Here is a 16,654-nt window from a genome sequence, read left to right as displayed (position 1 = left end):
GTCATCACCAACCTCGAGACGCATACCAAGAAGGTCATCTTCCACCCGAGGATGCTGCCGGCGCAGGTGATCCTCGACCCGGAGCTGACCGTCGGCCTGCCGCCGCTGCTGACCGCCGGCACCGGGATGGACGCCTTCGCCCACTGCCTCGAGGCCTATGCCAGCCCCTCCTACCACCCGATGGCCGAAGGCATCGCGGTCGAGGGGCTGCGCCTCTGCAAGGAGTATCTGCCGGTCGCCTACCGCGACGGATCCGACCTCGAGGCGCGCGGCAACATGCTCGCCGCCGCCGCCATGGGGGCGACGGCCTTCCAGAAGGGGCTCGGGGCGATCCACGCCCTCTCGCACCCGGTGGGCGCGCTCTACAACACCCACCACGGGCTGACCAACGCCGTCTTCATGCCCTACGTCCTCGACTTCAACCGCGAGGCGCTCTGGGACAAGGTCGACCGGCTCGCCGCCTGGCTCGGGATCGAGGGCGGCTTTCCCGGCTTTCTCGACTTCGTGCTGCGCTTCCGCCGCGATCTCGGCATCCCGCACACGCTCGACCGGATCGGGGTGGACGATTCGCGCCTCGAGGAAATGTCGGAGATGGCCGCGGTCGATCCGACCGCCGGCGGCAACCCGCGGCACCTCTCGGCGACCGATGCGCTCGATCTCTACCGGCGCGCCCTGGACGGGCGCCTGGGATAGCCTTCGGCAGTTTGACACGGGACAGCGGCGAACCTAAAAGCGCGCGCAACAAAATGTTACCGCGAGACGGGTTCCGCCCCCGATCCGGCGTCCTGCGATCAGCAAGAGGGAGCCTACAGCCGTGAAGATCGGTGCCCCGAAGGAGACCTTTTCCGGCGAAAAGCGGGTGGCGATGACGCCGCAGTCCGCGGCGGCGCTGAAGAAGCTCGGCTACGATTGCCTGATCGAATCGGGTGCCGGCGAGGCGGCGCGCTTCTCCGATGCCGCCTATGCCGAGGCGGGCGTCAAGGTGGTGGCGAGCGCGGCCGAACTCTGGGCCGAGGCCGACATCGTCAGCAAGGTCCGCGCCCCCACTCCGGAGGAGGTGGAGCTGGCCCGCTCCGGGCAGATCGTGGTGAGCTTCGTCTACCCGGCGCAGAACGCCGAGCTGCTCGAGAGCCTGAAGGCCAGGGGCGTGACCGCGCTCGCCATGGACATGGTGCCGCGCATCTCGCGCGCCCAGAAGATGGACGCGCTCAGCTCGATGGCGAACATCGCCGGCTACCGCGCGGTGATCGAGGCGGGCGAGAACTTCGGCCGCTTCTTCACCGGGCAGGTGACGGCGGCGGGCAAGGTGCCGCCGGCCAAGGTCCTCGTCGTCGGCGCGGGCGTCGCCGGCCTCGCGGCGATCGGCACGGCGACCTCGCTCGGGGCCATCGTCTACGCCTTCGACGTGCGGCCGGAGGTCGCCGAGCAGATCGAGTCGATGGGGGCGGAGTTCGTCTATCTCGACTTCGCCGAGACGCTGCAGGACGGGGCGACGACGGGCGGCTATGCGGCGCCCTCCTCGCCTGAGTTCCGCGAGAAGCAGCTGGAGAAGTTCCGCGAGCTCGCGCCCGACATCGACATCGTCATCACCACCGCGCTCATCCCCGGCCGGCCGGCGCCGAAGCTCTGGACCAAGGACATGGTCGAGGCGATGAAGCCCGGGTCCGTCGTCGTCGACCTCGCCGCGGAGCAGGGCGGCAACTGCGACCTGACCAAGCCGGGCAAGATGTTCGAGACGAAGAACGGGGTGCGCATCGTCGGCTATACCGACCTCGCCAGCCGGATGGCGACCCAGGCCTCGACGCTCTACGGCAACAACATCCGCCACATGATGGACGACCTCACGCCCGGCAAGGACGGGCAGCCGGTCGTCAACATGGAGGACGACGTCATCCGCGGCGCGACGGTCACCCACGCGGGCGCCGTCACCTATCCGCCGCCGCCGCCGAAGGTGCAGGCGATCGCGGTGCAGAAGCCGAAGCCCAAGGCGGTCGAGGAAACGCCGGAGCAGAAGGCGGCGCGCGAGCTGGCCGAGTTCCGCAAGAGCTCGAACCGGACGACGGCGCTCCTCGTCGTCGGCACGGTGCTGACGCTGCTCGTCGGCACGGTGGCGCCGGTCAGCTTCATGCAGCATTTCATCGTCTTCGCGCTCAGCTGCTTCGTCGGCTTCTACGTGATCTGGAACGTGAGCCACGCGCTCCATACGCCGCTCATGGCGATCACCAACGGCATCTCGTCGATCATCATCCTCGGGGCGCTCTTGCAGATGGGATCGGGCAGCGTCTTCGTGATCCTGCTGGCGGCGCTCGCGACGCTGATGGCGTCGGTGAACATCTTCGGCGGCTTCCTGGTGACGCGCCGGATGCTCGCCATGTTCCAGAAGAGCTAGGAGCGCACGATGAGCCTCGGACTTGTCTCGGCCTTCTATCTCGCGGCCGCCATCCTCTTCATCCTCGCGCTCGGCGGGCTCTCCAACCAGGAGAAGGCCAAGCGCGCCATCTGGTACGGCATCGTCGGCATGGCGCTCGCCGTCGTCGCCACGATCTTCGGCGGATCCGGGCACTACTGGCTGCTGGCGCCGATGGTCATCATCGGCGGCGTGGTCGGCGCCTTCATCGCCTCGCGCGTGCAGATGACGCAGATGCCGGAGCTCGTCGCCGGCTTCCACAGCCTCGTCGGCCTCGCGGCGGTCTTCATCGGCCTCAATGCCGACGTGGAGGCACACCGGGCGGCGCAGGCGATCGCCGACGGCACGGTCGACCAGCTGCGCGGCTTCGCGCTGACGCTGGCGCACAAGACGCCGGCCGAGCTCGCGATCATGCGGGTGGAGATCTTCCTCGGCATCCTGATCGGCGCGATCACCTTCACCGGCTCGATCGTCGCCTACGGCAAGCTCGCCGGGAAGATCGCCTCCAAGCCGCTGACGCTGCCGGGCCGGCATGCGATCAACATCGGCGCGGGGCTCGTCTGCCTGCTGCTCGGCATCCTCTACTTCGCCGGGGCCGGCATCTGGACCATGGTGCTGGTGGCGCTGATCGCCGGCTTCATCGGCTGGCACCTGATCATGGCGATCGGCGGGGCCGACATGCCGGTCGTCATCTCGATGCTGAACAGCTACTCGGGCTGGGCGGCGGCGGCGATCGGCTTCACGCTGTCGAACGACCTGCTGATCGTCACCGGCGCGCTGGTCGGCTCCTCCGGTGCCATCCTCTCCTACATCATGTGCAAGGCGATGAACCGGAACTTCGTCTCGGTCATCCTCGGCGGCTTCGGCGGCGCGAGCGGGCCGGCGATGGAGATCGAGGGCGAGATGGTTGCGATCGACGTCGACGGCGTGGCCGCGATGCTCGACGACGCCGATTCGGTCGTCCTCGTGCCGGGCTACGGCATGGCGGTGGCGCAGGCGCAGCAGTCGGTGGCCGAGCTGGTCAAGCGGCTGCGCGGCAAGGGGAAGGAAGTGCGATTCGGCATCCATCCGGTGGCCGGCCGCCTGCCGGGGCACATGAACGTGCTGCTCGCCGAGGCGAAGGTGCCCTACGACATCGTGCTCGAGATGGACGAGATCAACGAGGACTTCCCCACCACCGACGTCGCCATCGTCATCGGCTCGAACGACATCGTGAACCCGGCGGCGCAGGAGGATCCGAACTCGCCGATCGCCGGGATGCCGGTGCTCGAGGTCTGGAAGGCCAAGCACGTCCTGGTGCTGAAGCGCGGCCAGGGCACCGGCTACTCCGGCATCGAGAACCCGCTCTTCTACAAGGACAATACGCGGATGTTCTACGGCGACGCCAAGAAGTCGCTCGACGAGCTCCTGACCAAGATCCATTGATCGCACGGGAGTCGCACGCGTGCGACTCCCGACATCCATTTGAAATCAGGGGATTTTCCCGATCGCGTTTACCGCATCTTCACGAAGGTGAACGCCCCTCAGCGATGGATCAGGTAGCCGTTCGGCAGCAGGTCGTCCCAGCCCTGCCGCCGGCCCCTGACCGCCTCGGGGTCGATCCCGATGTCGGCGAGAAGGTGGGCGTCGAGGTGGGCGAGCCGGGCCGCGCCGGCCCGTTCGGCCCGGCGCCGGCGGTGCCACGCCCGGGCGGCGCGAAGCGCGTCGACCAGGCCCAGGTGGGAAGCGGGGCGCAATTTCTCTGCGAGGACTGCCATGGTCATGGCCGTCTCCTTTCGACGGTACTCGATGGTTTAACCGGTTCAGGCTTGCATTGAACCGGTTCAAATAATAGATCGCTGCCTCCTTGCGTCAAGAGAAATTTGAACCGGTTCAAGACGCGTGCTAGGTCAGGCACTTGAGCAGCGGGAGCGGCAGGAGGATGAACCGAATCACCGGGAAGGCCGCGCGGCTCGTCGACGTGGCGGAGCGGGCCGGCGTGTCGAAGGCGACCGCCTCGAACGTCTTCAACCGCCCGGGCCTCGTCCGCGACGAGGTCAGGGCGCGGGTGCTGGCGGCGGCGGCGGAGATCGGCTACGCCGGCCCCGACCCGCGCGGGCGGATGCTGAGCGCCGGCAAGGTCAACGCGGTCGGCGTCGCCACCGCCGAACCCCTCGCCTACTTCTTCGAGGATCCTTACGCGCGCGCGATGATGGTCGGGATCAGCGAGGTCTGCGACGCCAACGGCATCGGCATCTCGCTGGTCTCCGCGGCGAGCGAGGACGAGCTCGCCTGGGGCATCCGCAGCGCGCTGGTCGACGGGCTCCTCCTCTTCTGCCTCGAGGACGCCGACCGGCTGATCGCCGAGGCGCGCGAGCGGCGCCTGCCCTTCGTGGCGCTCGACCTCGGCGACACCGACGAGACGGTTCCCGCGGTCGGCATCGACGACACCGCCGGCGCCCGGCTCGCCGCCGAGCATCTGACCCGGCTCGGCCACCGCCGCTTCGCCGTCCTCGCCATGGAGTTCGGCGAGGAGAACAGCGGCCTCGTCGACATGGCGCGGGTGCAGGCGGCCGACTATGCCTCGTCGCGCGACCGGGTGACCGGCTACTTCCAGGCGCTCGCGGCGGCCGGGATCGACACCGGGAAGGTGCCGATATACGAGACGCCCGCCCCCGAGGCGGTCGACGCGGCGCTCGCGGCCCTCTTCGCCGCGGCGGATCCGCCGACCGCGATCCTCGCCCAGTCCGACCGCATCGCCATGCGCGCGCTCGAATGGCTGAAGCGGCGCGGCATCGCCGTGCCGCGCGAGGTCTCGGTCGTCGGCTTCGACGGCGTGCCCGAGGGCGCCGCGGCCGAGCCCCCGCTCACCACCGTCCGCCAGCCGATCCGCGAGATCGGACGGCGGGCAGTCGAGATCCTGATCGAGCGCGGCGGCCGGATCCGCCGCGAGCGGCTCGAGGTCGACCTGCTGCTCCGCGCCTCGACCGCCCCGCCGCCGGCGGGCTAACCGCCCGGCGTCCGCTCCGCGACCATCGCCGCCGAGAAGCCGAGGAGCGAGAAGGGAAGCCGCACCGTCACCCCGTCGACCAGGGTGAAGGTCGCCGTGCCGCCCCGCTCGCGGCGGAGCCCGGCGAGGAGGGCGGGGTCGAGCGCCAGCGTCGCCTCGCAGCCGCCGGCGCCGCAGGTGCGCCAGGGCACCGCCCGCGCCGGCTCGCCCCCGACGGCGAGCGAGAGCCCGTCCGGCAGGAAGAGCGGCAAAGGGGTGGTGACCGCCAGCGCCGTCCCCGGCCCGACCGCGAGCCGCAGCACCTCGCTGCCGTCCGCGCCCCGCACCGCGGTATGCAGCGCGCAGGGGTCGGCGCGGCAGTCGAGGCGCCAGTCGCGGAAGCTCTGGATCCGGCCCGCCAGCGCCGCGGGCGGGTCGGCCCATGCCGGCAGAGCCAGGGCCAGGATGAAGACAAGTGTCTGAAAAGACAGGGTCCCGTTAAGCATGATCGCCCCGCGCCTTCACGCTTGGTTCACCCTCGTCCCGCATGGTCCGACCACGCGGTCGAAAGGCCGGCGCGGCTGGACCCGAACGGGGACCCGGGGCCGCAGCAGTCAGAAGGGCGTTCATCGGTTCCACCGCGGCGTGGGGCCATCCATGACAAAGCGGCGTCGAAGGCGCCGCGCGCCAGAAGGACTAATGCAGATGTCTTCGATTCTCACCAACTCCAGCTCGATGGTCGCCCTGCAGACGCTGAAGGGCATCAACAAGGGCATGGCCAAGGTCCAGGACGAGATCTCGACCGGCCTCAAGGTCGCGACCGCCAAGGACAACAGCTCGTCCTGGTCGATCGCCTCGACGATGAACTCGGACGTTTCCTCGTTCAAGAAACTCGGCGAATCGCTCACCTCCGCCTCGGCTATGGTCGGCACCGCCCGTACCGCCGCCGAGCAGATCGGCGACCTCGTCAAGCAGATCCAGACCAAGGTGGTGCAGGCCCAGAACCCCGACGCCGACCTGACCAAGCTCGGCGACGACATCGCCGTGCTTGCCGACACCATCACCTCGATCGCTGCCTCGTCACAGTACAACGGCATCAACCTCGTCAACGCCGCCTACGACGCCACCGATGCCACCACGATCGCCGCGACGAGCGCGAACATCACCGTGTCGGTGACGCGCAGCGCCGCCGGGGCCGTCTCGGCCGAGAGCTTCCGCGTCCAGTGGGTCGACCTCGGGGCGGCGGGCGACTCGCTCAAGGTGCTCGCCGGCCTCACCAACCGTGACGCCGCGACCGGCACCTACGCCGACTACGACGCCGAGACGCTGCCGACGGCGGCCGACCTCGGTGGCATCGGCACCGCCGAGGCGCTCGCTTATGTCGACAGCGTCCTCGACGCTGTCAACAGCGCGGCGGCGACCTTCGGCTCGGCGCAGTCCCGGATCGAGGCGCAGAACGCCTTCCTGTCCAAGCAGGCGGATGCGCTGAAGAACGGCGTCGGCGCCATGGTCGACGCCGACATGGAGGAGGCCTCGGCGCGGCTCGCCGCGCTGCAGACCCAGCAGCAGCTCGGCATCCAGGCGCTCTCGATCGCCAACCAGGCGCCGCAGAACGTGCTCTCGCTCTTCCGCTGACGAAACCCGACCGGGGCGGGCATCGCCCGCCCCGGTCCCAGTAACGAGTGACAGGCCGCCCGGCCCGCACGATCGGGGCCAGGCTTCCGAGAGGTTACCGAATGTATCCCACTTCGCAGGCTCGTTCCGGCTACGACGCCAACGCGGTCCGGACCGAGCGCGGCACCGAATACGCGCTCTTCGCCCAGATCACCGCCCGCCTGAAGGCGCTCGACGAGAGCGACCGGGCGGGCTTTCCCGTCCTCGCGGCCGCGGTCACCGACAACCAGCGCCTCTGGGGCGTGCTGGCCGAGGATCTGATGAGCGACGCGAACCAGCTGCCGATAGGCCTGCGCGCGCAGCTCGTCTCGCTCGCCGAGTTCGTCCGCAAGCACAGCCACGCCGTCCTGCGCGGACGCGGGCAGGTGGAAGTCCTCATCGACATCAACACCGCGATCATGAAGGGCCTGCGCGGCAACCTGGAGACGGCGGCGTGAGCGGGCTGGTCCTCAAGCTCGGGCCGCACGAGCGGATCATGATCAACGGCGTCGTCATGGAGAACGGCGACCGGCGCACGCGGCTGAACGTGCTGACGCCGGAGGCGAACGTGCTGCGGCTGCGCGACGCGATCCACCCCGACGAGGTGAACACGCCGGTCCGGCGGATCTGCTACATCGCCCAGCTCGTTCTCGCCGGCGAGGCCGAGCCGGGGGAGGCGAGCCGTCAGCTCAATCTCGGCATCGAGCAGCTCAGCCAGGTGTTCCAGGACGCCGACAGCCGCGCGCATCTCGCGGCCGCCACCGCGGCGGTGGCCGAAGGCAAGTTCTACCAGACGATGCGGGCACTCAGGGCGCTGCTGCCGCGCGAGGCGCGGCTTCTCGGCCTCGTGCGCCCGGTGCCGTCCCCCGGTTCATGAGGGCGCGCGCATGAGTTTCCAGCCAGTCGTCCCGCTCGGCGGCATCGCCGGATGGCGGTTCCTCGAGCGCACCCAGGCGTCGCAGCAGGCGAGCTTCGAGAAGGGGGCCGAGCTGCAGCGCGACATCGCCTACTTCCAGGAGAAGATCGGCGGCATCGGCTCCGCGGCCGATCTCGTCGCCGACCGGCGGCTGCTCAAGGTGGCGCTCGGCGCCTTCGGGCTGGAGGGCGAGATCGACAAGAAGGCCTTCATCCGCAAGATCATGGACGAGGGCACGACCGATCCGGCCGCGCTCGCCAACCGCATGACCGACAAGAGCTGGTACAAGCTGGCCGAGGCCTTCGGTTTCGGTGACGCGGGTGGGGCGAAGACGGGCGACGTCGGCTTCGCCGCGAAGATCGTCGCGGCCTACAAGACCCGCGCCTTCGAGGTCGCCGTGGGCGACGCCGACAACAACATGCGGCTGGCGATGAATTTCCGGCGCGAGATCGCCGAGCTGGCGCAGGGAGAGGGCGGGAGCTGGTACAGCCTGCTCGGCTCGAAGCCGCTGCGCGAGGTGGTGGAGAAGGCCTTCGGGCTGCCGACGGCCTTCGGGCAGATCGATATCGACCAGCAGCGCGAGATCCTGCGCGACAAGGCCAGCGCCCTGTTCGGCTCGGATTCGCTCGCCGTGTTCCAGGATGCGGCGAACGTGGAGAAGGTCATCAACCGGTTCCTCGCCCGCGCGCAGATCGAAGAGGGGGTGAGCTCCACCTCGCCGGGCGCGGCCGCGCTGACGCTGCTGCAGAGCATGAACGACAGCGGCTCGCAGGGGTTGCTCAACCTGCTCGCCTCGCGCCGCTGACGATCCCCGACTGGCCGGAAACCCCCGTTAACGATGGTTTCCATCTGGTTGACGGCGGATATATTATCAAGTTGAATCAGAAGGATGCCGAAGTGGGCACGCGTGCCCACCCGTGCGCCCGGGCGTCAGCCGAGCCGGATCCAGAGGGCCTGCTCGCCGAGCTCGGCGACGAAGGCGGCATGCGCAGCGGCCTCGGCCTCGGACAGCCGCGGCGGCAGCGGGTGCGGGCGGGGGGGCGGCGCCCAGGCCTGGGCGCCGACAGTGGCGGAGGTGACGACGGTCAGGATGAGATCCGGCTGCCGGCCGCCGATGAGTTCGAGATAGACCTCGGCGAGGAGCTCCGAGTCGAGCAGCGCGCCGTGCTTGGTGCGGCCGGTATTGTCGACGCCGAAGCGGCGGCAGAGGGCGTCGAGGGTATTCTGGGCGCCGGGATAGCGGCGGCGGGCGAGCTCGAGGGTATCGACCGCCCGCGCCCAGGGCAGGCCGTCGTACCCGGCCCAGCCGAGCTCGGCGTTCAGGAACTTCATGTCGAAGGCGGCATTGTGGATGACGAGGCGCGCGTCGCCGAGAAAGGCGACGAATTCCGCCGCGACGGCGCGGAACAGCGGCTTGTCGGCGAGGAAGGCGGTGGTGAGCCCGTGCACCTGGACCGCCTCGGCCGGCACCTCCCGCTCCGGGTTGAGGTAGCGGTGGAAGACGCGGCCGGTCGGCATGTGGTTGAGGAGCTCGACCGCGCCGAGCTCGACGATGCGGTCGCCGGTGTCGGGGTCGAGCCCCGTCGTCTCGGTGTCGAGCACGATCTCACGCATCGCCCTGCCCTGCCCTGATCCTCTCGACCAGCGCGAGCACGTCGGCCCGCGCGGCCTCCACCCCCCGGTCGGTCATGATGACGAAGTCCGCTCGCGCCCTTTTCTCGGCGTCGGGCATCTGCCGCGCCAGGATGCGCTCGAATGCCTCCCCAGTCATTCCCGGCCGCTCGAGAACGCGCGCCCGCTGGACCTCGGCCGGCGCCGACACGACCAGGACGCCATCGAGCTCCTGCGCCCCGCCGGTCTCGAAAAGAAGCGGGATGTCGAAGAGAATGATGTCCGCCTGCGCATGCGCGGCGGCAAAGGCCTCGCGGTCGGCGGCAACCAGCGGATGGATGCGCGCCTCGATCCGGGCGAGAAGCTCCGGCTCGGCGATAATCGCGTCGCGCAGGCGGTCGCGGTCGACCGCGCCGGAAACGATCACCTGCGGCGCGAGCGCGGCGATGGCGCCGACCCCCGCCCCGCCCGCGGCGTAGAGGCGGTGCACGGCGGCATCGGCGTCCCAGACCGGGACGCCGGCCTCGGCGAAGAGCCGGGCGGTGGTCGACTTGCCCATGCCGATCGAGCCGGTCAGTCCGAGGCGGTAGGGGCGCGTCATGGCGCGAGCACCGCCCGGCGGAGCGCCTCGTCGACCTCGGGCCGCACGCCGAACCAGCGCTCGAAGCCGGGTGCCGCCTGGTGCAGCAGCATGCCGAGGCCGTCGACCGCGGCGAACCCGCGCCGGCGGGCCTCGGCGACGAAGGGCGTGGGCTCGCCGCCATAGACGAGATCGGTCACCAGGGTCGTCGGCGGCACGCCGTCGAGGGAGAGCGGCAGCTCGGCATTCCCGGCCATGCCGAGGGGCGTGGTATTGACGATGACCGCGGCATCGCCCGCCGCCACCCCCGCAGCCGCCCAGGGAAGCGCGACGACGGGCGGCCCGAAATGCGCAGCCAGTGCTTCCGCCCGCGACAGGGTGCGGCCGGTCACGCGCACCTCCGGCGCGCCCTCGGCGACGAGGGCGGCGACGACGGCACGGGCGCTGCCGCCGGCGCCGAGCACCAGCGCCGGCCCCGCCCCGGCACGCCAGGCGGGAACCTGCTGCCGGAGGTTGGCGACGAACCCGTATCCGTCGGTATTGTCGGCATGGATCGTGCCGTCGGTGCGTAAGGTCAGCGTATTGGCGGCGCCGATCGCCCTGGCGAGATCGGTCGCCTCGTCGGCGAGGGCGAGCGCGGCCTCCTTGTGGGGGATGGTGACGTTGATGCCGCGGAATCCGAGGGTCCGCAGCGCATGGAGACCGGCCGCAAGGCCATCCGGCGGCAGCGCGATCGGGATGTAGTAGCCGGCGATGCCGTAGCGGCGGAGCCAGTGGCCATGCAGGCGCGGCGAGCGCGAGTGGCCGATCGGCCAGCCGACGACCCCGGCAAGGGCGGGCGCGGCGGTCATTCGAGGCAGATCCCGCGCGTGCGGAGGAAGGCCAGCAGCTCGAGGAGCGGCAGCCCCATGACGGTGAAGATGTCACCTTCGACCCGAGCGAAGAGCTGTGCGCCCGCCTCCTCGAGGCGATAGGCGCCGACGGTCGAGAGAAGCGCCTCGCCCTGCGCCTCGACATAGGCGTCGAGGAACGCGTCGCTGAACGGCCGCATCGTGAGCCGGGCGCGGCCGACGTGCCGCCAGACCGGGGCGGCATTCTCGTAGACGACGGCGGCGGAGAGGAGCTCGTGGCGCCGGCCCCGGAGATCAGCGAGCTGCAGGCGAGCCTCGGCGATGTCACGCGGCTTGTCGAAGACGCGGCGATCGCAGACGAGGATCTGGTCCGCGCCGAGCACGACCCGGGCGGGATGTCTTCCCGCGACTCGCCGCGCCTTGTGCTCGGCGAGCGCGTCGGCAAGGTCGTGCGGCAGGGCGCCTTCGGCCTGGAGGGCCGCCTTCACGGCCGCTTCGTCGACCGCGGCGGGGACAATCTCGAAGGGAACTCCGGCGCGACGCAGCAGATCCGCCCGTCCGGCGGAACGGGAAGCGAGAATCAGCGGCTGCGGCGGCTGGGTGGAGACGGGATCGGACGGCATCGAAGCCGGTTGTGCCGCAGCCGGCCCGGCGGCGCAACCGCCGCTTCGGCCCGGTCGGATCGAAGATTCCTCGGGACAGAGTCGTGGATAAGTCCGGAAGAAATCCGGGGGTGTCCGGTGAACAACGGGAAGCCGGGCAAGAGGCACAGGCTCGGGAAGGCTTCACCCACCGAGTCCCCTCCGGCGCGGGTCGACAATCCCGGTGTTGGGATAACTCGGATTCGATGCTCCCGCCGGGCGGACTCGACCGGCCTCCGACCCTGTGGACAACGGCAAGGCGCATTTTCAAGCCATTGATTATGCTTCGGTAATTTCACTTCTCCACAACTTTAGGTTGTGAAGGCGCCGACGGAGAAATGTTGGATTGCCTGTGGAAAACCTTGTGGGAGAATTTGCTCAGGAGATAATCCCCGGAATCCCCGGCGGTCACTTCTTCATACATTCTCAAGATCTCCTGATTGGAAAGAAGGAAGGACCGGGCCGATTTGCGCTTCGGAGGCGCCGTGCTAGAGGCGCAGGAGGAGCCAATCGAAAGTGTCCGCGTGTCGCACCTGCTGACTGTCGCCTATCCCTGGATCAAGGCGCTGCACCTTGCGGCGGCGATCAGCTGGATGGCGGGGTTGTTCTATCTGCCGCGGCTCTTCGTCTATCACGCGGAACGGGGCACGCCCGGATCCGAGCTGTCGGAAACCTTCAAGGTGATGGAGCGGCGGCTGCTCCACTACATCATGCGGCCGGCGATGATGGTCACCTGGGCGCTGGGGCTGACGCTCGCGCTGACGCCGGGGGTCGTCGGCTGGACGACGCAGGGGTGGTTCTACGTGAAGCTTGCCACGGTGATCGGCCTCTCGGCATTCCACGAATGGCTGGTGCGGCGGTGCGCGGATTTCGCCGGCGACCGCAACCGGCTTGCGGGGCGGACCTATCGCCTGGCGAACGAGCTGCCGACGCTCGCCCTCCTCGTCATCGTCGTCATGGTGATCGTGAAGCCGTTCTGAAGGCCGCGAAGACCGGGGATTTGACATGGCGGGGCACTTGTGCAAAGGAAACGAGACGACGGGCCGTTCTGGCATCCGGTTTACATCCCCTTTTCCCATCCAAAGGCGTCCTGAGTTCCCCGATGGATCTATCGACTGATTTCGAGCAGCTTTCGCTCGCTGACCTGAAAGCCAAGAGCCCGGCCGACCTCCTGCAGCTGGCGGAGGAGCTGGAGATCGAGAACGCGTCGTCCATGCGCAAGGGCGACATGATGTTCGCCATCCTCAAGGACATGGCCGAGGAAGGCGTCGAGATCTCGGGCGACGGGGTTCTCGAGGTGATGCAGGACGGGTTCGGCTTCCTGCGTTCGCCGGAGGCGAACTATCTGGCGGGGCCCGACGACATTTATGTCAGCCCGAACCAGATCCGGCGCTATTCGCTGCACACCGGGGATACGGTCGAGGGCGTGATCCGGGCGCCGAAGGAAGGGGAATGCTACTTCGGGCTGGTGAAGGTGTCGAAGATCAACTTCGAGGATCCGGAGAAGGCGAAGCACAAGGTCCATTTCGACAATCTGACCCCGCTCTATCCCGACGAGCGGATCACCCTCGAGGTGGACGACCCGACGGTGAAGGACAGGACGGCGCGGGTGATCGACCTGGTGGCGCCGATCGGCAAGGGGCAGCGGTGCCTGATCGTCGCGCCGCCGCGCACGGGCAAGACGGTGATCTTGCAGAATATCGCTTCGTCGCTGGCCCGCAATCACCCCGAATGCTTCCTGATCGTGCTGCTGGTGGACGAGCGGCCGGAGGAGGTGACCGACATGCAGCGGTCGGTGAAGGGCGAGGTCGTCGCCTCGACCTTCGACGAGCCGGCGGCGCGGCATGTGGCGGTGGCCGAGATGGTGATCGAGAAGGCCAAGCGGCTGGTCGAGCACAAGCGCGACGTGGTGATCCTGCTCGATTCGATCACCCGGCTCGGGCGGGCGTACAACACGGTGGTGCCGTCCTCGGGCAAGGTGCTGACGGGTGGCGTGGATGCGAATGCCTTGCAGCGGCCGAAGCGGTTCTTCGGGGCGGCGCGCAACATCGAGGAGGGCGGGTCGCTGACGATCATCGCGACGGCGCTGATCGATACCGGGTCGCGGATGGACGAGGTGATCTTCGAGGAGTTCAAGGGGACGGGCAACTCGGAGGTAGTTCTCGATCGCAAGATCGCCGACAAGCGGGTATTCCCGGCTATCGACATTCTCAAGTCCGGGACCCGGAAGGAAGAGTTGCTGGTCGAGAAGAGCGATCTGACGAAGATGTTCGTCCTTCGGCGGATACTGAACCCGATGGGGACGACGGACGCTATCGAGTTCCTACTTGGAAAGCTAAAGCAGACGAAGACGAACAGCGAATTCTTCGATTCGATGAACAGTTAATCAATCTATACTTTCGGGTAGTTTGTTGGGCGATACGATTTTTGCCCAGGCAACCGCTGCTGGCCGTGCCGGTGTCGCGATCATCCGGGTGTCGGGGCCGGCGGCCCTGACGGCGGCGAAGTCCCTGGCGGGCGAGCTCGGGCCGCCGCGGCAGGCAGGGCTGCGCCGGCTGCGGGACCCTGGGACGGGCGAGACGCTGGATCAGGCGCTCGTCGTTGCCTATCCGGCGCCGGGGAGCTTCACCGGCGAGGATGTGGTCGAGTTTCAGGTGCACGGCAGCCCGGCGGTGTGTCGTTCGCTGCTCGCTGTCCTGGGGGGGATGGAAGGCCTGCGGGTTGCCGAGCCTGGAGAGTTCACCCGGCGGGCGCTGCTGAACGGGCGGCTCGATCTTCCGCAGGTCGAGGGCCTGGGGGACCTGCTGGCTGCGGAGACGGCGGCGCAGCAACGGCAGGCGCTGCGGCTCATGGACGGGGCGATATCCGGCCTGGCTGCGGGGTGGCGCGAGGAGCTGGTCCGGTGTCTCGCGCATGTGGAAGCAAGCATCGACTTTGCCGATGAGGAATTGCCGGAGGACATTCTCCGCTTCGTCGGCGGAACGCTGGGCTCGGTCCGCGCGGCGATGCGGGCGGAGCTGGATGGGGCGCTGATCGCGGAACGGTTGCGCGACGGGTTCGAGGTGGCGCTGGTCGGTCGGCCGAATGTGGGGAAGTCGACGCTGCTGAACGCGCTCGCGCGCCGCGAGGCGGCGCTGACGTCGGCGGTGGCAGGGACGACGCGGGACGTGCTCGAGGTGCGGATGGATCTCGCCGGGATGCCGGTCACCCTTCTCGACATGGCGGGACTCAGGGCCGGTGGGGGGCGGGTCGAATCGCTCGGGATCGCCCGGGCCCGGGATCGCGCGACGCGGGCGGATGTGCGGGTGTTTCTCGTCAACGAGCCTCGGGAGGTGGAGGGGCTCGGTGTCTCGCGAGAGGCGGAGGATCTGCTGGTGCTCGCGAAGGGGGACCTGCGTCCTCGAGGCGATCTGCCGGCCGTGTCCGGCCTGACCGGTCAGGGGGTCGATCAGCTGCTTCGGAGCCTTACGGCCGTTCTCGAGGCGCGGGTCGCCGGGGCGGGAACGGCGTCGCATCGCCGGCAGCGGGAAGCGATCGCGCTGGCGGTGCAGAGGGTGGAGGCGGCAGGGGCCGAGATGCGGGCTGTGGAGCCGCGCGTGGAGCTGGTCGCGGAGGAGCTGCGCGCGGCCCTGCGGGCGCTTGATTTCCTCGTCGGTGCCGTCGATGTAGAGGCTGTCCTGGATGTCGTCTTCCAGTCCTTCTGCCTGGGCAAGTGAGCGAGGATTGTTTCACGTGAAACAGCGCGATTGCGACGTCGTCGTCGTGGGCGGCGGCCATGCCGGGACGGAGGCGGTGATGGCGGCCGCGCGGTCGGGTGCGTCCGCAGTGCTCGTCACGCACCGGTTCGATCGGCTGGGCGAGATGTCGTGCAACCCGGCGATCGGAGGACTGGGCAAGGGCCACATCGTCCGGGAGATCGATGCGCTCGACGGGGTGATGGGTCGGGCGGCGGATCACGCCGGGATCCAGTTCCGGCTGCTGAACCGGAGCAAGGGGCCTGCAGCGCAGGGACCCCGCGTGCAGGCGGATCGGGCGCGCTATCGTGAGGCTGTGCAGGCCGCCTTTCGTGCACGGCGCGATGTGCGGGTGATCGAGGGCGAGGTGGTGGACCTGGCGGTGGATGATGGGCGCGCGGCGGGCGTGATCCTCGCCGACGGGGTCCATCTCCGGTGTGGCGCAGTCGTGCTGACCACCGGAACCTTTCTTCGCGGCGTCATTCACATAGGCCACGAGACGCGGCCGGCCGGACGGGTGGGTGACGAGGCGTCGGTCCGGCTGGCCGAGCGGATGGCGGATCTGGCGCTGCCGCTCGGAAGGCTGAAGACGGGCACGCCGCCGCGGCTCGATGGGCGCACGATCGACTGGGCTGCGGTCGGCGTGCAGGAGGGCGACAGTGACCCGGTCCTGCTCTCGTTCCTGTCCCGGCAGCCTGCCTGTCGGCAGGTCTCCTGTGGCGTGACCGCGACGAACCCGCGAACCCATGACATCATCCGCCGCAATATCGCTCATTCGGCGGTCTATGGTGGACGGATCGGCGGGCCTGGCCCGCGCTATTGTCCTTCGATCGAGGACAAGGTGGTCCGCTTCGCGGAGAAGGACGCGCATCAGGTCTTTCTCGAGCCGGAGGGCCTCGAAACGGAGCTCGTTTATCCCAACGGGATCTCCACGTCGCTGCCGGCGGACGTCCAGGAAGCGTATGTCCGCTCCATTCAAGGCCTTGAAAACGCCAGGATAGTTCGTCCTGGCTACGCCATCGAGTACGACTACGTCGATCCTCGCGCTCTCGATCGGACGCTCGCGGTCAAGGTCCTTTCCGGACTCTATCTTGCCGGCCAGATCAATGGGACGACCGGCTACGAGGAGGCAGCCGGGCAAGGTCTCCTCGCTGGGCTCAATGCAGCGGCATTGGTGCTCGAAAGGGAGCCGACGGTGTTCGACCGCGGAGAGGCGTATATCGGCGTCATGGTCGATGATCTCGTGACGCGGGGGGTGAGCGAGCCCTACCGGATGTTCACGTCGCGAGCCGA

The 16,654-nt window shown here is 68.9% G+C and carries 18 protein-coding genes; 12 read left to right on the top strand and 6 right to left on the bottom strand.

Annotated features, from left to right (window positions below; genetic code table 11):
* The 3 genes from Q0112_RS03800 to Q0112_RS03790 all read left to right on the top strand — a co-directional run.
* A partial coding sequence (locus Q0112_RS03800; protein WP_297971615.1) for an iron-containing alcohol dehydrogenase occupies window positions 1-693 on the top strand: 693 nt, incomplete at its 5' end.
* Window positions 694-814: 121 nt separating this feature from the next.
* Window positions 815-2,389: a Re/Si-specific NAD(P)(+) transhydrogenase subunit alpha gene (locus tag Q0112_RS03795; protein WP_297971612.1), complete on the top strand. Its 1,575-nt coding sequence runs from the start codon at window positions 815-817 to the stop codon at window positions 2,387-2,389.
* Window positions 2,390-2,398: 9 nt separating this feature from the next.
* A complete protein-coding gene (locus Q0112_RS03790) occupies window positions 2,399-3,832 on the top strand; it encodes an NAD(P)(+) transhydrogenase (Re/Si-specific) subunit beta (protein WP_297971610.1) in 1,434 nt (477 codons plus the stop codon).
* 98 nt (window positions 3,833-3,930) lie between these two features.
* Here Q0112_RS03790 and Q0112_RS03785 read toward each other — a convergent pair whose 3' ends face one another.
* On the bottom strand, window positions 3,931-4,170 hold the full coding sequence (locus tag Q0112_RS03785; RefSeq protein ID WP_297971607.1) for a DUF1127 domain-containing protein: 240 nt from the start codon (window positions 4,168-4,170) through the stop codon (window positions 3,931-3,933).
* A 158-nt stretch (window positions 4,171-4,328) separates the two neighbouring features.
* On the opposite strand from Q0112_RS03785, the gene Q0112_RS03780 reads away from it, so the two are divergent.
* Window positions 4,329-5,396 carry a LacI family DNA-binding transcriptional regulator gene (locus Q0112_RS03780; protein WP_297971605.1) on the top strand — a complete coding sequence of 356 codons (1,068 nt, stop codon included), beginning with the start codon at window positions 4,329-4,331 and terminating at the stop codon, window positions 5,394-5,396.
* On the opposite strand, the gene Q0112_RS03775 is transcribed toward Q0112_RS03780, so the two are convergent.
* Window positions 5,393-5,881: an invasion associated locus B family protein gene (locus Q0112_RS03775; protein WP_297971601.1), complete on the bottom strand. Its 489-nt coding sequence runs from the start codon at window positions 5,879-5,881 to the stop codon at window positions 5,393-5,395. The genes Q0112_RS03780 and Q0112_RS03775 overlap by 4 nt on opposite strands.
* Before the next feature lie 199 nt (window positions 5,882-6,080).
* Between Q0112_RS03775 and Q0112_RS03770 the strand changes: the two genes are divergently transcribed.
* From Q0112_RS03770 to Q0112_RS03755, 4 genes are all read left to right on the top strand, one after another.
* Window positions 6,081-7,010, top strand: a complete 930-nt coding sequence (locus Q0112_RS03770; RefSeq protein ID WP_297971599.1) for a flagellin — start codon at window positions 6,081-6,083, stop codon at window positions 7,008-7,010.
* A gap of 101 nt (window positions 7,011-7,111) precedes the next feature.
* Window positions 7,112-7,486, top strand: coding sequence for a flagellar biosynthesis regulator FlaF (flaF, locus tag Q0112_RS03765; protein ID WP_297971597.1), 375 nt, complete (start codon window positions 7,112-7,114; stop codon window positions 7,484-7,486).
* Window positions 7,483-7,905 carry a flagellar biosynthesis repressor FlbT gene (gene flbT / locus Q0112_RS03760; RefSeq protein WP_297971595.1) on the top strand — a complete coding sequence of 141 codons (423 nt, stop codon included), beginning with the start codon at window positions 7,483-7,485 and terminating at the stop codon, window positions 7,903-7,905. The genes flaF and flbT overlap by 4 nt, the downstream gene beginning before the upstream one ends.
* A 10-nt stretch (window positions 7,906-7,915) precedes the next feature.
* Window positions 7,916-8,749 carry a DUF1217 domain-containing protein gene (locus Q0112_RS03755; protein WP_297971592.1) on the top strand — a complete coding sequence of 278 codons (834 nt, stop codon included), beginning with the start codon at window positions 7,916-7,918 and terminating at the stop codon, window positions 8,747-8,749.
* Window positions 8,750-8,874: 125 nt separating this feature from the next.
* Here the strand turns inward: Q0112_RS03755 and dnaQ are convergent, their stop codons facing one another.
* The 4 genes from dnaQ to Q0112_RS03735 are packed head-to-tail and all read right to left on the bottom strand — an operon-like array spanning window position 8,875 to window position 11,609.
* Window positions 8,875-9,558, bottom strand: a complete 684-nt coding sequence (dnaQ, locus tag Q0112_RS03750) for a DNA polymerase III subunit epsilon (RefSeq protein ID WP_297971589.1) — start codon at window positions 9,556-9,558, stop codon at window positions 8,875-8,877.
* Window positions 9,551-10,156, bottom strand: a complete 606-nt coding sequence (gene coaE / locus Q0112_RS03745) for a dephospho-CoA kinase (RefSeq protein ID WP_297971587.1) — start codon at window positions 10,154-10,156, stop codon at window positions 9,551-9,553. The genes dnaQ and coaE overlap by 8 nt, the downstream gene beginning before the upstream one ends.
* Window positions 10,153-10,986 (bottom strand): shikimate dehydrogenase, encoded by an 834-nt coding sequence (locus Q0112_RS03740; protein WP_297971585.1) that lies wholly within the window; start codon window positions 10,984-10,986, stop codon window positions 10,153-10,155. The genes coaE and Q0112_RS03740 overlap by 4 nt, the downstream gene beginning before the upstream one ends.
* Window positions 10,983-11,609: a nucleoside triphosphate pyrophosphatase gene (locus Q0112_RS03735; protein WP_297971582.1), complete on the bottom strand. Its 627-nt coding sequence runs from the start codon at window positions 11,607-11,609 to the stop codon at window positions 10,983-10,985. Before Q0112_RS03735 ends, Q0112_RS03740 begins: the two co-directional genes overlap by 4 nt.
* Window positions 11,610-12,151: 542 nt before the next feature.
* Between Q0112_RS03735 and hemJ the strand changes: the two genes are divergently transcribed.
* From hemJ to mnmG, 4 genes are all read left to right on the top strand, one after another.
* Window positions 12,152-12,607: a protoporphyrinogen oxidase HemJ gene (gene hemJ / locus Q0112_RS03730; RefSeq protein WP_297971579.1), complete on the top strand. Its 456-nt coding sequence runs from the start codon at window positions 12,152-12,154 to the stop codon at window positions 12,605-12,607.
* Window positions 12,608-12,729: 122 nt separating this feature from the next.
* The gene (gene rho / locus Q0112_RS03725; RefSeq protein ID WP_297971617.1) at window positions 12,730-14,013 is read left to right on the top strand and encodes a transcription termination factor Rho; all 1,284 of its coding nucleotides are present in this window, start codon (window positions 12,730-12,732) and stop codon (window positions 14,011-14,013) included.
* Between the two features lie 25 nt (window positions 14,014-14,038).
* Window positions 14,039-15,343 (top strand): tRNA uridine-5-carboxymethylaminomethyl(34) synthesis GTPase MnmE, encoded by a 1,305-nt coding sequence (mnmE, locus tag Q0112_RS03720; RefSeq protein WP_297971576.1) that lies wholly within the window; start codon window positions 14,039-14,041, stop codon window positions 15,341-15,343.
* A 7-nt stretch (window positions 15,344-15,350) separates the two neighbouring features.
* Window positions 15,351-16,654: tRNA uridine-5-carboxymethylaminomethyl(34) synthesis enzyme MnmG (gene mnmG, locus Q0112_RS03715; protein ID WP_297971573.1), on the top strand; the 1,304-nt coding region annotated here is incomplete at its 3' end.

This window comes from uncultured Amaricoccus sp. (assembly GCF_937858865.1).
Lineage (GTDB): Bacteria > Pseudomonadota > Alphaproteobacteria > Rhodobacterales > Rhodobacteraceae > Amaricoccus.
Note: the sequence above shows the minus strand (reverse complement) of the source record. Positions and strands in the feature narration are given on the sequence as shown.

Bases quoted from the DNA above. Each gene is read 5' to 3' on its own strand.
- Q0112_RS03790 (WP_297971610.1), top strand. From the start codon at position 2,399: ATGAGCCTCGGACTTGTCTCGGCCTTCTATCTCGCGGCCGCCATCCTC.
- Q0112_RS03785 (WP_297971607.1), bottom strand. From the start codon at position 4,170: ATGACCATGGCAGTCCTCGCAGAGAAATTGCGCCCCGCTTCCCACCTG.
- Q0112_RS03780 (WP_297971605.1), top strand. From the start codon at position 4,329: ATGAACCGAATCACCGGGAAGGCCGCGCGGCTCGTCGACGTGGCGGAG.
- Q0112_RS03775 (WP_297971601.1), bottom strand. From the start codon at position 5,881: ATGCTTAACGGGACCCTGTCTTTTCAGACACTTGTCTTCATCCTGGCC.
- Q0112_RS03770 (WP_297971599.1), top strand. From the start codon at position 6,081: ATGTCTTCGATTCTCACCAACTCCAGCTCGATGGTCGCCCTGCAGACG.
- flaF (WP_297971597.1), top strand. From the start codon at position 7,112: ATGTATCCCACTTCGCAGGCTCGTTCCGGCTACGACGCCAACGCGGTC.
- Q0112_RS03755 (WP_297971592.1), top strand. From the start codon at position 7,916: ATGAGTTTCCAGCCAGTCGTCCCGCTCGGCGGCATCGCCGGATGGCGG.
- dnaQ (WP_297971589.1), bottom strand. From the start codon at position 9,558: ATGCGTGAGATCGTGCTCGACACCGAGACGACGGGGCTCGACCCCGAC.
- coaE (WP_297971587.1), bottom strand. From the start codon at position 10,156: ATGACGCGCCCCTACCGCCTCGGACTGACCGGCTCGATCGGCATGGGC.
- Q0112_RS03740 (WP_297971585.1), bottom strand. From the start codon at position 10,986: ATGACCGCCGCGCCCGCCCTTGCCGGGGTCGTCGGCTGGCCGATCGGC.
- Q0112_RS03735 (WP_297971582.1), bottom strand. From the start codon at position 11,609: ATGCCGTCCGATCCCGTCTCCACCCAGCCGCCGCAGCCGCTGATTCTC.
- rho (WP_297971617.1), top strand. From the start codon at position 12,730: ATGGATCTATCGACTGATTTCGAGCAGCTTTCGCTCGCTGACCTGAAA.